The sequence below is a fragment of the Chryseobacterium aahli genome (assembly GCF_022699665.1).
In the GTDB taxonomy this organism is placed as follows: Bacteria; Bacteroidota; Bacteroidia; order Flavobacteriales; family Weeksellaceae; genus Chryseobacterium; species Chryseobacterium aahli.
Window position 1 is genome coordinate 806,364 of sequence record NZ_JALDNB010000002.1, and the last position, 13,436, is coordinate 819,799.

Consider the following 13,436-nt stretch of genomic DNA (forward strand, 5'->3'; position numbering starts at 1 on the left):
TTTAAGTATTTTTAAACCACCCCAGTCAAAAATTCTTTCGAATTTTCGGCAATCCTCCAAAGGAGGGAAATTTTTGACAATGAATCACTCGCAGCCCGACGGAGCTCTTTTTGTGAAGAGGAACGACGAGCAAAAAAGCGGGAACGGAAGGCGGATTAAGCTGCCCAAATAGAAAAGTTAATCTTAAAAATTACTTCTTTCATTTTGAGGAACAAACGTCCAAACCAAAATTCTACTCACTTTCTGACCCTGCGACATATCAATCGTTTTTACTTCAACAGCTTTAACTTTCTTTAAAAGTGAATTTAATTTAAAAAGATTATCTTTTTTAGAAACCAAACAGGTAAACCAAAGAATTTGTTTGGAATACAAAGCACTTTCCTCAATCATTTTTGAGATAAAAGCCAACTCACCACCTTCACACCATAGTTCAGATTCTTGCCCTCCAAAATTGAGATTGGGCTTTTGAACCTTTGATTTTTTAAGATTTTTTGTTTTTCTGAGATTTCCTTTCATTGCAGATTCTTCCGAATCATGGAAAGGCGGATTGCACATCGAAAACGCAAATTTGTCTTCGGAATTGAGAATATTTTTAAAGATAAATTGAGAATCTGATTGGAATTTTAATTGAATATTTTCAGAAATATCAGGATTTTCATCTAAAATCTTCTGAGCATTTTCTAAAGATTTTTTATTGATATCTGTACCCAACATTTCCCAGCCATAAGATTGATGGGCAATCAAAGGATACACAAGATTTGCTCCAGTTCCGATATCTAAACCTTTCACTGATGAACCTTTCGGAATTTCCTTTAAAGTTGCACCCAATAAATCGGCGATGTAATGAACGTAATCTGCACGTCCCGGAATGGGCGGACAAAGATTTTCGTCTGGAATATCCCAATTTTTAACATCATAAAAATGTTCCAATAAGGCTTTATTAAGCAATTTTACGGCTTTCGGAATGCTGAAATTGACGGTTAAATTTCCGTAAGCATTTTTAAATACATAATGTTTCAGTTCCGGCACACAGGAAATCAGTTGTTCAAAATCGTAAGGATTTTTGTGAAAATTTCTTGTGTGCAGTCCTGATTTTTCGGCGGTCATGGATTATTTTTTCTGTGACAGAATATATTCCACCATTTTTTTGGCATCTTCTTTTGAAATCTGCGGATGAGGCTGCATCGGAACGCTTCCCCAAACTCCACTTCCGCCTTCGATAATTTTTGAGGCAAGAATCTCAATATCCTTTTCAGAATATTTTGCCGCAATCTCTTTGTACGAAGGTCCTATCAAACGTTCATCAGCATTATGACATGCCATACAATCTGAAGCTTCTATTAAACTCTGCCCTGAAACATTAGTCACAACAGGCATAGAAGTATCTGATGATGGTTGTATTTCTGAATTTTCTTTTTTAGAACAGGAAATAATAAATAAACTTAAAATCCCTGTTATAAACAGTTTTTTCATTATTTAGCTGATGCAGTAGAATCTGTAGAGGGTGATGGCGCAGGAATTGCAACCGCAGGAGCCGGTGTAGAATCTTTTTTAGTAGAATCAGCTGGCACTGTAGTTGCTGCAGGTTCTTCCAACATAATATTGCTGTCTTGTAATGATTTATCTGCTTTTTTTGAACAGCTTACTGCGAATACACTTCCGATAAATGCGATTGCTAATACTTTTTTCATATGTATATAATATTTATTTTTAATTGCCATATGTTATCGCCAAACTTTTATATATCTTGGTTAATGTAAACCAATCGTGGCGATTTCATAGGTGAATTTCTATTTATTTTCTATATTTAAGAGAATCGCAAGTACGATTTCTTTATTTTCTAATTCGATCACAAAAATATAAAAATAAAGTTTTATAATAAGAGAGTTCTTGCCTTTTTTAAATCATATTTTGTATTATCATTTTAATTAATAATGATTATATTTAAGGGTGATTTTAAAACTAATAAAATGGTCATTATATCAAAAATCCTGTTTTTCTTTAGTCATCATGGTTTTTATTCCGTATTGATATTTATTTTATTCTTCGGACTTTTATCTATCGTCACTCGGAAAGCATGGGTGCTCATATTTATCCTGCCTTTATCCATTGGTAATGGCTTTGCTGGGCAGTATCTTAACGCTTGGTTTCTTAATAAACATGGCGTCGAAAGCACGGCAATGATCACTTCAGATGTTGAAACCAATTCAACTTTGAACGACCAATACATTCATGATTACGAAGCCATTGTAAAAAAACAGGATGGCAAATATGTTGAAACTTTTTTTTCAACGATGTCTGCGGCGATTTATCCTCTCGAGAATGCAATCAGAATTCCGGTTCCTGATAAAGAATTTCCTGTGAAATTCATTCCTGGATATGAGAAAAACATTGTTATTCTTTTTCAACAATCTGAGGAAGGTAAAAATTTGAGAATGTACGAATTACAACGCCCGGTTAATTCTGCAAGAATAAAATATGAAGCCGACAGAACCAATATAAAATTTATAAAAGATTATATTCTTGCATTAGAAGATTATGTAAAAGTGTATGATGATGAACAATTTAAATCAAAAATCACTGAACTGAAACAAGAATTACAAGTTCTGGAAAAATAAATTTTCATTTTTTTGAATTTTTTATTTCTGATATTAAAAAAAGTTTTACATTTGTCCCGTGATTAATTCAGTTAACAAAAATTGGTGGTGGCACTCAAACTCTTCGTCGGGTCTGATGCTATTGTCGTGTTGTTAATTTACAGCAAGAATATTATAGAAAAACATACAGAGACTTTGACGATTGCGTTGAAGTCTTTTTTTTGTCAAAAAATTTAAAATTATCAAAATGTTTAATAACAAAATTAATATAAAAACCACCTCAAGAAAATCACTTGGAGATCTGCAAACCCCGATGAATATTTATCTTCAGATCAGAGATAAATTCCGTGACACCATTCTTCTTGAAAGTTCAGACACAAAGAATATCGATAACAATTTTTCTTTTATTGCGGTAAACGCTATTGCAGGAATTGAAATTAAAAACCTCCACGAGTTTGAAGTAAAATTCCCGAATGAAAATCCGGAGAAAAAGCCTTTAGAAAATATAAAAGTTACCGATTTACTCAATGATTTTTCTAAAGTTTTTGTCTGTGAAAAAAACAATGATTCCATTGAAGAAACAGCACAAAGTCTTTTTGGATACACGAGTTTTGAAGCCGTTCCGCTTTTTGAAAACATTCAATTTAAACCTCAAAGCGAAGAAGTTGAAATCCCAATTTTGCGTTACAGACTCTATCAATACGTGATTGCTATTAATCATTTTAATGATGAAATGCATTTTATCGAAAATCAAATTGACGGTGTAAAGTCTGAAATGCGATTGCTGCAGGATTTAATTAAAAACAAAAATGCCCTCGTTTATCCTTTTGAAAAAGATGGTGATGAAACCTCAAATCTTACTGATGAAGAATATCTGGAATTAGTAGAAAAAGCTCAGAAACATTGCATGAGAGGCGATGTTTTTCAATTGGTTTTGAGTAGAAGATTTGAGCAGAAATTTAAAGGCGATGAGTTTAATGTGTACCGTGCTTTGAGAAACATCAATCCATCTCCATATTTGTTCTTCTTCGACTATGGGAATTACAAATTATTTGGTTCAAGTCCTGAAAGTCAATTAATTATTAAAAACAACAAAGCCATCATTCATCCCATTGCAGGAACTTTCAAGAGAAGTGGTGATTTTGAAACCGATTTGCAGTCTGCCAAAGCTTTAAAAAAAGATCCGAAAGAAAATGCCGAACACACAATGTTGGTTGATTTGGCAAGAAACGACTTAGGCAAAATGGGAAAAAACGTAACTGTGACCAAACTGAAAGAAATTCAGCTTTTCTCTCACGTCATTCACATGGTCAGTGAAGTGACTGCAGAACTTGAAGAAAACACCAATCCGTTTGACATTGTTTCTAACACCTTTCCACAGGGAACTTTAAGTGGAGCTCCAAAATACAAAGCCCTTCAGCTCATCAACGAATACGAAAAAGACTCCCGTGGATATTACGGTGGCTGCATCGGAATGGTTGGTTTGAATGGCGATTGCAATCAGGCAATTATGATCCGAACTTTTCTGAGCAAAAACAACACATTGTTTTATCAGGCAGGAGCTGGATTGGTCGCAAAATCAGTTCCTCAAAACGAACTGGAAGAAGTAAACAATAAACTGAACGCTTTGAAAAGAGCGGTAGAGAAGGCGGAAAAATTAGTTGTTAATTAATTATTATAAAATAAAATGACAGATATACCATCAACCAACAACCAACAATCAACAACCAAAATATTGGTCTTCGATAACTACGACAGCTTCACCTACAATCTCGTTCAGATGATTGAAAAAATCACGAATCAAACAGTTGACGTTTACCGAAACGATGAAATTTCATTGGAAGAAATCGAAAAATATGAAAAAATCATCCTTTCTCCAGGACCAGGAATTCCTGAAGAAGCTGGAGTCTTGTTGGATTTAATTAAAAAATATGCGCCAACAAAAAGCATTTTAGGAGTTTGTCTTGGCCAGCAGGCGATCGCAGAAGCTTTTGGCGGAAATTTAATCAATCTGACAGAAATTTTTCACGGAGTAGCAACGTCTTCAAAAACCATTAGAGAAAATGTAAAATTATTCAAAGATTTACCCAAAGAAATCGAAGTTGGAAGATACCACAGCTGGGCAGTCAATCCCGAGAATTTCCCTGCAGAACTGGAAATTACCGCAACGGATAACGATGGAATGATCATGGCTTTGCAACACAGAAATTATGATGTTCACGGCGTTCAGTTTCACCCAGAGAGCATTTTAACTCCCGATGGAGAACAAATTATCAGAAATTTCCTTCTTAATTAAGTTCAAAAACAATGAAAATTTTAAGCTGGAATCTTGAACGGCCGAAGAAAAATCAGTTGGCGAAAATAAATCAAATTCAAAATTTGATAAAAAATGAAAATGCTGACATTATTATTGTGACAGAAAGTAATCGATGTATTGATTTTGGACAAGAATATTTTGAGCTTCATACAGATTTCCTGCATTCATTTCATGATCATCAAAATTATTCTGAGGGCGAAAACAGAGTCAGTATCTATTCTAAATTTCCTTTCAAAAAGCAAATTTCAACTTACGATTCTTTCACAACCGTTTGCGGTTTAGCAGAAACAAATTTTGGTGAATTAGTGATTTATGGAAGCATTATCGGAATCTTCGGCGGAAAAGGTCTTCATTTTGAAAATGATTTGGAACAACAGAAAAAAGACATTAAAAATTTAAAAGGAAATATTTGTTTTTCAGGAGATTTTAATATTTCGTTTTCAGGATGGAAATATCCAAGTATAAAAATAATTGAAGGAACTAAAGAATTTTTCAGTGCTCAGAATTTAGAAATAATTACAGAAAATAATAAGGACAGCGCTATTCACACCATCTTTAATAAAGATTTTTTAAAAGATAAAATTTACACTACAAAAATGATTGGAATCGATAGAAAAATATCGGATCACAACCTGATTATCTGCGAAATTTCAAAACAAAATCAACAATCATGAAAGAAATACTAGAATACCTTTTCAATCATCACACCTTATCAAAATCGGAAGCAAAAGCGATTATGATTGAAATTGCTCAAAATAAATTTAATGCCACCGAAGTGACAGCTTTCGTCAGTATTTTTCTGATGCGGAATATCACATTAGAAGAATTGGAAGGCTTCAGACAGGCTTTGCTCACCATGGCTGTTGAAGTCAGCATCGAAGCCGACAACACCATCGACATCGTAGGAACTGGCGGTGACGGAAAAAACACCATCAACATTTCCACTTTAGCAAGTTTTGTCGTTGCCGGAGCCGGACAGAAGGTGACCAAGCATGGAAATTACGGAGCTTCAACCATTACAGGTTCATCAAATGTGTTGGAAGCTTTGGGTTATCAGTTCAAAAAAACTTCTGAAGAATTAAATCAGGATTTGGAAAAAGCCAACATCTGTTTTCTGCACGCTCCTTATTTTCATCCGGCATTGCAGTCTGTAGGTGCTTTGAGGAAATCTTTAGGTTTACGTACGTTTTTCAACCTGCTTGGTCCTTTGGTCAATCCTGCGAAACCTCAGTTTTCAGTAATTGGCGTTTACAATCTTGAGATTGCAAGAATTTATCAGTATTTGCTGCAAAAAGACAGTCGGGATTTTATTCTGGTGCATGGTTTGGACGGCTACGACGAAATCAGCCTCATCGGAGACAGCAAAATCATCACGAAGACCGGCGAAGAAATTTATTCCTCAAAAGATTTAGGTTTTAATCCTGTTGATCCTCAGAATATTTCGGGAGGTTCAACCATTCAGGAATCTGCGGAACTATTCAAAAACATTTTGGAGGGAAATGGTTCGGCAGATCAGAACGCAGTAGTTATAGCGAATGCAGCCATTGCACTTTATCATACAAAAAAATGGAGTTCATATCAGGATTGTCGTTTGCTCGCACAGGAAAGTTTAGAAAGTGGAAAAGCACTAATGAGTTTAAACAATTTGATTACGCATTAGTTTTGGGCTACCATTTAATTTCATAGAAAGTCAATCAAATTTTCTTTTATGGCGACAAATTCCGTCTTCCGCTCCCACTCTTTTGCTTCGCAAAAGGAGTTCCGCTCAAGCCGGGTCGCAATGTTATTATAATCAGAAAATTTAGTTAATAAATCAAAACCACAATGTTCACAGAACCTTGTTTACCTTGTGAAAAACCTTGTGTCCTTAGTGGTTAAAAAGTAAAAAATGAACATCTTAGATAAAATCATCGCAAGAAAAAAAGAGGAAATTTCAGATTCAAAATCCAGAATTTCTTTGCAACAGTTGAAAGATTCAGAATTTTTCAACAGGAAAAATTTATCGTTAAAAGAAACATTACAATCAAAATCGGGAATTATCGCAGAATTTAAAAGACAATCTCCATCAAAAGGAATTATTAATGATAAAGTTTCTCCTCTTGAAGTTGTTTCAGCTTATGAAAACTTCGGAGCAAGTGCCGTTTCTATTTTGACTGATAAAGATTTTTTTGGTGGAAGTTTTGAAGATATTTTGAATGTGCGAAATCATATCAACATTCCAATTCTGCGAAAGGATTTTATGATTGATGAGTATCAGTTTTATGAAGCAAAATCGATGGGTGCAGACGTAATTTTGCTAATCGCAGCGAGTCTATCGGCCAATCAGGTTTCAGAGTTTACTAAATTGGCGCACAGTTTAAATTTGGAAGTTTTATTGGAGATTCACACCGAAGATGAACTTCAGCACATCAATAAAAACATTGATTTTGTGGGCATCAACAACAGAAATTTAAAAGATTTTAAAGTTGATTTACAGCATTCCGTTCATCTGAAAAATCAACTTCCGGAAAATACTTTTTCCATCGCAGAAAGCGGTATTTACAGCGAAGAAGATTTCAAATTCCTGAAAGAAAAAGGTTTTGACGGATTTTTAATGGGCGAATATTTTATGAAAAATCAAAATCCCGGAAATAAATTCTCTGAATTTGTTTCCAATGTAACAATCTAAATAATGTAACAGTTTATCAATCTAGCAATGACTGAAAACAATAAACAACCAAGCGAAAATCATCAGCCGAAAGTAAAAGTCTGCGGATTAACCCAGCTAATCCAGATTCGTGAATTAGTGGCATTAAAAATTGATTTTTTAGGTTTTATTTTTTACGAAAAATCACCAAGATTTGTTTTGAACCATTTGAGTTTAGATGAAATTGCTAAAATAAATCATCAGGGGAAAGTGGGTGTTTTCGTGAATGAAAGTGTTGAAAAAATTGTTAACATTTCAGAAGAAGCAGATTTAAATTTCATTCAACTTCACGGCGATGAAAATGAAGAACATTTTCTAAGATTAAGACAGAGATTAAACAAAAATATAAAGATTATTAAAGTAATTAGAATCGGAAATCAATCTTCCACAGAATTGCAAAAAACCATCAACAGACAACTGTCAACCATCAACTACCTTCTTTTCGACACCGATTCAAAAGCTTTTGGCGGAACAGGAAAAACCTTTGATTGGAATGTTCTAAACGAAATTAAAATATCACTTCCGTATTTTCTAAGCGGCGGAATATCTTTGGAAAATGCCAAAGATATTAACAATTTAAGTCAAAAACCATTTGCTTTGGATATCAATTCAAAATTTGAAATTGAGCCCGGAATTAAAGATTTAGAAAAAATAAAAAAACTAAAACTTAATCAATGAAAAACCACAACTACAAATCAAAAATAGAATGGACGGGAAATACCGGTGAATCAACCAAAAACTATCGCTCATACGAAAGAAATTACACCATTTCAGTTGATGGAAAAGCGGAGATTTACGGTTCTTCAGATCCTGCATTTTTAGGAAATCCCGAGCTTCACAATCCTGAAGACTTATTATTAGCTTCTGTTTCATCCTGTCATTTGTTATGGTATCTGCATTTTTGCTCGGTCAATAACATTTTGGTCTTAGAATATATAGATTTTGCAGAAGGAACAATGATAGAAAGTGAAAATGGAAGTGGCAAATTCACTGAAATTATCCTTAAACCTAAAATTTTAGTTGCTGAAAAAAATATGATTGAAAAAGCAATCGAGCTGCATCAAAAAGCAAATGAATATTGCTTCATTGCCAACTCTTTGAATTTTGAAATAAAACATCAACCAGAAATTAACTACAAAAATGATTAAAACAAATTATAAAAACCCAGACGAAAACGGATATTACGGAGAATTCGGCGGCGCATTCATCCCCGAAATGCTATATCCAAATGTGGAAGAACTACAGAAAAATTATCTTGAAATTATAGAATCCGAAGAATTTCAAAATGAATATCAGGATTTATTAAAAAACTATGTCGGACGTGCTACTCCACTCTATTTTGCGAAGAATTTAAGTGAAAAATATAAAACTAAAGTTTATTTAAAAAGAGAAGATCTTAACCACACCGGTGCGCACAAAATCAATAACGCTTTGGGACAGGTTCTATTGGCAAAACGTTTGGGTAAACATAGAATTATTGCTGAAACCGGAGCCGGACAACATGGTGTTGCAACAGCAACAGCTTGTGCCTTACTTGGACTAGAATGTATTGTTTATATGGGCGAAATCGACATTGCGAGACAGGCTCCGAATGTTGGAAGAATGAAAATGTTGGGAGCAACCGTAATTCCTGCAACTTCCGGTTCGAAAACGTTGAAAGATGCTGTTAACGAAGCGCTAAGAGATTGGATTAATAACTCAACCACAACACATTATGTCATTGGAAGTGTGGTTGGACCACATCCGTTTCCTGATTTGGTAGCGAGATTTCAATCGGTGATTTCTAAAGAAATTAAAGAACAGCTTCACGAACAAATCGGAAGAGAAAATCCGGATTACGTGATTGCCTGTGTGGGTGGCGGAAGCAATGCTGCAGGAACTTTCTATCATTTTGTAGAGGAAGAGAACGTAAAAATCATTGCTGCAGAAGCAGGAGGTTTTGGCGTTGAATCAGGAAAATCTGCTGCGACTACTTTTTTAGGAACTTTAGGTGTTTTGCACGGAAGTAAAAGTTTAGTCATGCAGACCAATGACGGACAGGTTATCGAGCCTCACTCGATTTCAGCAGGTTTGGATTATCCGGGAATCGGGCCGTTTCACGCAAATTTATTTAAAGAAAACCGTGCAGAATTTTTCAGTATTAATGATGATGAAGCGTTACAGTCTGCTTTTGATTTAACCAAATTAGAAGGAATTATTCCTGCTTTGGAAAGTGCTCATGCTTTGGCAGTTTTAAATAAGAAAAAGTTTAACGAAAATGATATTGTGGTCATTTGCTTAAGTGGCCGTGGCGACAAGGATATGGAAACCTACCTAAAAGAAATTAGAAGTTAGATACTAGAAATTAGTATTTAATGGAATCAAAATCTAACCTCTAACTTCTAATCTCTAACATCTAAAAAATGAAAAAACTAAACATATATTTCACAGCAGGAATTCCACAATTGGAAGATACTGGCGATATTATAAAACTCATCCAAGATTCCGGAGCGGATATGATGGAAATTGGGATGCCCTATTCCGATCCTGTTGCCGATGGACCGGTTATTCAAAAAGCACATGAATTGGCTTTGAATAACGGAATGACCATTGAAAAACTCTTTTTTCAATTAAAATCAATTAAAAACGAAATTAAAATTCCAATTATTTTGATGGGATATATCAATCCTGTTTTAAGTTTCGGATTTGAAAATTTCTGCAGAGAATGTTCTGAAAGCGGTGTTTCGGGATTGATTATTCCTGATCTCCCGCCCATCGAATTCGAAAAAAATTATCAGAAAATTTTAGAAAAATATAATTTGAATTTTACGTTTTTGATCACTCCTGAAACCTCAGATGAAAGGATTTTGTATTTGGATTCTTTAAGTTCAGGTTTTTTGTATGCGGTAAGTTCATCTTCCACAACGGGAAGCGAGAATGCAGTTTTGAAAAACGAAGACTATCTTTCAAGAATTGCTTCTCTTCCACTAAAAAATCCTTTAATGATCGGTTTTGGAATTAAATCTAAGGAAGATTTTGAAAACGTTACCGAAAAAGCAGACGGCGGAATCATAGGAACTGCCTTCGTCAACATTCTGCTGAACGATAAAGATTGGAAGATAAATGCCATAGATTTTATTCATTCAATAAAAAATTAAAAATCACTAAATTTGTCTGTTAATAAAAGGCATGAACACATATCAAAATAAAGTCGTAGCATTTGAAGATTTAGGCGTAAAAGATTATCAGTCTTCCTGGGATTATCAGGAAAAGCTGATGAAAGAAATCATTGATACCAAAGTCAAAAACCGCGACTTACCAGCCGAAGAACGTCACACCACTTCAAATCATTTTCTTTTGGTAGAGCATCCTCATGTTTATACTTTGGGGAAAAGCGGTCATGAAGAAAATATGTTGGCAGGAATTGATAAATTAAAGGAAATTGAAGCCACTTTTGTTAAGGTAAATCGTGGCGGAGACATTACTTATCACGGTTTTGGACAGATTGTTGGCTACCCGATTTTAGATCTTGAAAATTTCTTTACTGATATTCATTTATACATGAGAAATCTTGAAGAAGTGATCATCAGAACGATGGCTGAATTTGGCTTAAAGGGTGAACGTTCACCGGGAGAAACCGGAGTTTGGCTCGATGTAGGAAAACCTTACGCCAGAAAAATCTGCGCAATGGGTGTGAAAGCTTCACGTTGGGTGACCCTGCATGGTTTTGCGTTTAATGTCAACACAGATATGCGTTATTTTGAATACATTGTCCCTTGTGGAATTAAAGATAAACAGGTGACTTCTTTGAAAAGAGAATTGGAAAGAGAATTGACGACAGATGAAGTTGAAGATATTAAAGTGAAGATCAGAAAGCATTTTGCAGATGTTTTTGGAGCGGAATTGGTTAATAATAAAAACTAAACTGCATAAATTCCTTATTAGAATAAATTAATCCATTGTTTGTTTTCAATGGATTTTCTTTTGATTAAAATTAGAAATACCAACATTATAGATTTCATCTAAAACTCATTTTACAAAATTAAATTGCACACAATTTAATTGTTCCATATCTTTGCATTGTTATTTTGATTCAGACAATTTACAGAATCAAATTTTTAATTTAAAAATAATAAACAATGTCGTTAATAGAAGACCTAAACTGGAGACATGCCGTAAAAGCGTATGACTCAACAAAAAAAGTATCACAAGAAGATTTAAATACAATTTTAGAAGCTGCAAGATTGGCTCCTACTTCATCAGGGTTACAACCATTCCGTGTGATTGTGATAGAAAATCAAGAATTAAAAGAGAGAATGGTAAAAGGCGCACTAAACCCAGAAGTGATGAGAGACTCTTCTCATGTTTTGGTTTTTGCAGCTTGGGACAGCTATTCAAATGAGAAAATCGATAAAGTATACGATCATCATACCGATGTGAGAGACTTGCCACAAGGACGTTTCAGCAGTTATACCGATATGATCAAAGATATCTACAACGCTCAAACTCCTGAACAACATTTTGCGCATACCGCAAGACAAACGTATATTGCATTAGGTTTAGCAATGGCTCAGGCGGCAGAATTGAAAATCGATTCTACGCCAGCTGAAGGTTTCAACAATCAAATTGTTGACGAAATTCTTGAGCTTAAAGAATTAGGTTTAAAAAGTGTAACCCTTTTATATCTTGGTTACAGAGATACTGAAAACGACTGGCTTTCAAACATGAAGAAAGTAAGAATTCCGATGGAGGAATTTATCATCAGAAAATAGTATTTTTATTTGGGCAGCTATTTGACTTTGTCGAATAGCTAGCTTTTATTTTTTGATGGCAGCTATTTCCGTCTTCCGCTCCCACTCTTTTTTGCTTCAGAGACAGTCTTAAAAAGAAAATCTGGTTCAGCAAAAAAGGAGTTCCGCTCAAGCCGGGCTGCAAAGTCTCAGTAAAATAGTATTTTCACAAAACCACTGAATTATGAACAATCACAACCCACCCCAATTAGGAAACCAACTTTGTTTCCCGCTGTATGTCATCGCAAAAGAAATCACCGGTTTGTACCGTCCGTTTCTTGATGAGCTAGATATTACCTACTCGCAGTATCTTGTGATGATGGTACTTTGGGAAAAGGATGGATTGACCGTCAATCAGATTGGAGAAAAACTCTATCTCGATAGCGGAACCTTAACCCCACTTCTTAAAAGACTGGAAGCTAAAGGTTTTATCATCAGAAAAAGAAAAAAAGAAGACGAGAGAGTCGTAGAAGTTTTTTTGGATGATGCAGGAAGAAATTTACAACAAAAAGCCTGTGAAATTCCTGCAAAAATGCAGAAAAAACTCAATCTGACAACAGAAGATTTAGTAGAACTGAAAGAAACCGTTCAGAAAATTTTAAATAAAATTCAAAAATAAATGAAAACATTATATACAACCAACGTTACAGCAAAAGGTGGAAGAAACGGACAGGTAAAAAGCGATAACGGTGTTTTGGATCTTGAAGTAAGAATGCCAAAAGGATTAGGCGGAGCCAATGACGATTTCACAAACCCTGAAATGCTCTTTGCAGCAGGATATGCCGCTTGTTTTGACAGCGCATTGAACTTGATCATCAGTAAATCTAAAATTCAAACCGGAGAAACTTCGGTAGCTGCAAAAGTAAGCATCGGACAAAATGAAGACGGTGGTTTTGGTTTAGCTGCGGAATTAGATGTAAATATTCCTGGAGTTTCTTTGGAAGAAGCTCATGAATTGACAGAAAAAGCTCATCAAATTTGTCCGTATTCTAATGCGACTAGAAATAATATTGAGGTGAAACTTTCGGTGACGAATAACTAAGATTTTCCTCTTTAAATTATACGAA

The 13,436-nt window shown here is 34.7% G+C and carries 17 protein-coding genes; 14 read left to right on the forward strand and 3 right to left on the reverse strand.

What is annotated here, in order from left to right; translation table 11 throughout:
- Positions 1-183 precede the first annotated feature (183 nt).
- From rlmF to MQX03_RS05850, 3 genes are read right to left on the reverse strand one after another with little or no spacing between them, the layout of a single operon-like run.
- Complete coding sequence (gene rlmF, locus MQX03_RS05840; RefSeq protein WP_242802053.1) at positions 184-1,107, reverse strand: 23S rRNA (adenine(1618)-N(6))-methyltransferase RlmF; 924 nt, start codon at positions 1,105-1,107, stop codon at positions 184-186.
- Between the two features lie 3 nt (positions 1,108-1,110).
- Positions 1,111-1,473, reverse strand: a complete 363-nt coding sequence (locus MQX03_RS05845) for a c-type cytochrome (RefSeq protein WP_242802054.1) — start codon at positions 1,471-1,473, stop codon at positions 1,111-1,113.
- Positions 1,473-1,691, reverse strand: a complete 219-nt coding sequence (locus tag MQX03_RS05850; RefSeq protein ID WP_242802055.1) for a hypothetical protein — start codon at positions 1,689-1,691, stop codon at positions 1,473-1,475. Before MQX03_RS05850 ends, MQX03_RS05845 begins: the two co-directional genes overlap by 1 nt.
- Positions 1,692-1,970: 279 nt before the next feature.
- Between MQX03_RS05850 and MQX03_RS05855 the strand changes: the two genes are divergently transcribed.
- From MQX03_RS05855 to MQX03_RS05920, 14 genes are all read left to right on the forward strand, one after another.
- On the forward strand, positions 1,971-2,618 hold the full coding sequence (locus MQX03_RS05855) for a hypothetical protein (protein WP_242802056.1): 648 nt from the start codon (positions 1,971-1,973) through the stop codon (positions 2,616-2,618).
- 226 nt (positions 2,619-2,844) lie between these two features.
- The gene (locus MQX03_RS05860) at positions 2,845-4,269 is read left to right on the forward strand and encodes an anthranilate synthase component I family protein (RefSeq protein ID WP_242802057.1); all 1,425 of its coding nucleotides are present in this window, start codon (positions 2,845-2,847) and stop codon (positions 4,267-4,269) included.
- Positions 4,270-4,284: 15 nt separating this feature from the next.
- On the forward strand, positions 4,285-4,893 hold the full coding sequence (locus tag MQX03_RS05865; RefSeq protein ID WP_242802058.1) for an anthranilate synthase component II: 609 nt from the start codon (positions 4,285-4,287) through the stop codon (positions 4,891-4,893).
- Positions 4,894-4,904: 11 nt separating this feature from the next.
- Positions 4,905-5,588, forward strand: coding sequence for an endonuclease/exonuclease/phosphatase family protein (locus tag MQX03_RS05870; protein ID WP_242802059.1), 684 nt, complete (start codon positions 4,905-4,907; stop codon positions 5,586-5,588).
- Positions 5,585-6,574, forward strand: a complete 990-nt coding sequence (gene trpD / locus MQX03_RS05875; protein WP_242802060.1) for an anthranilate phosphoribosyltransferase — start codon at positions 5,585-5,587, stop codon at positions 6,572-6,574. Before MQX03_RS05870 ends, trpD begins: the two co-directional genes overlap by 4 nt.
- A gap of 228 nt (positions 6,575-6,802) precedes the next feature.
- A complete protein-coding gene (trpC, locus tag MQX03_RS05880) occupies positions 6,803-7,582 on the forward strand; it encodes an indole-3-glycerol phosphate synthase TrpC (protein WP_242802061.1) in 780 nt (259 codons plus the stop codon).
- Positions 7,583-7,609: 27 nt separating this feature from the next.
- The gene (locus MQX03_RS05885; protein ID WP_242802062.1) at positions 7,610-8,278 is read left to right on the forward strand and encodes a phosphoribosylanthranilate isomerase; all 669 of its coding nucleotides are present in this window, start codon (positions 7,610-7,612) and stop codon (positions 8,276-8,278) included.
- Positions 8,275-8,748, forward strand: coding sequence for an OsmC family protein (locus MQX03_RS05890; protein ID WP_242802063.1), 474 nt, complete (start codon positions 8,275-8,277; stop codon positions 8,746-8,748). The genes MQX03_RS05885 and MQX03_RS05890 overlap by 4 nt, the downstream gene beginning before the upstream one ends.
- Entirely contained in the window at positions 8,741-9,934 is a 1,194-nt protein-coding gene (trpB, locus tag MQX03_RS05895; RefSeq protein ID WP_242802064.1) for a tryptophan synthase subunit beta, read from the forward strand. Before MQX03_RS05890 ends, trpB begins: the two co-directional genes overlap by 8 nt.
- 68 nt (positions 9,935-10,002) lie before the next feature.
- Entirely contained in the window at positions 10,003-10,737 is a 735-nt protein-coding gene (trpA, locus tag MQX03_RS05900) for a tryptophan synthase subunit alpha (protein ID WP_242802065.1), read from the forward strand.
- A 31-nt stretch (positions 10,738-10,768) separates the two neighbouring features.
- On the forward strand, positions 10,769-11,503 hold the full coding sequence (gene lipB, locus MQX03_RS05905) for a lipoyl(octanoyl) transferase LipB (RefSeq protein WP_242802066.1): 735 nt from the start codon (positions 10,769-10,771) through the stop codon (positions 11,501-11,503).
- 215 nt (positions 11,504-11,718) lie between these two features.
- Complete coding sequence (locus tag MQX03_RS05910) at positions 11,719-12,351, forward strand: NAD(P)H-dependent oxidoreductase (protein ID WP_242802067.1); 633 nt, start codon at positions 11,719-11,721, stop codon at positions 12,349-12,351.
- A gap of 202 nt (positions 12,352-12,553) precedes the next feature.
- The gene (locus MQX03_RS05915) at positions 12,554-12,988 is read left to right on the forward strand and encodes a MarR family winged helix-turn-helix transcriptional regulator (RefSeq protein ID WP_242802068.1); all 435 of its coding nucleotides are present in this window, start codon (positions 12,554-12,556) and stop codon (positions 12,986-12,988) included.
- Positions 12,989-13,411 carry an organic hydroperoxide resistance protein gene (locus tag MQX03_RS05920; RefSeq protein ID WP_242802069.1) on the forward strand — a complete coding sequence of 141 codons (423 nt, stop codon included), beginning with the start codon at positions 12,989-12,991 and terminating at the stop codon, positions 13,409-13,411.
- Positions 13,412-13,436: the final 25 nt, after the last annotated feature.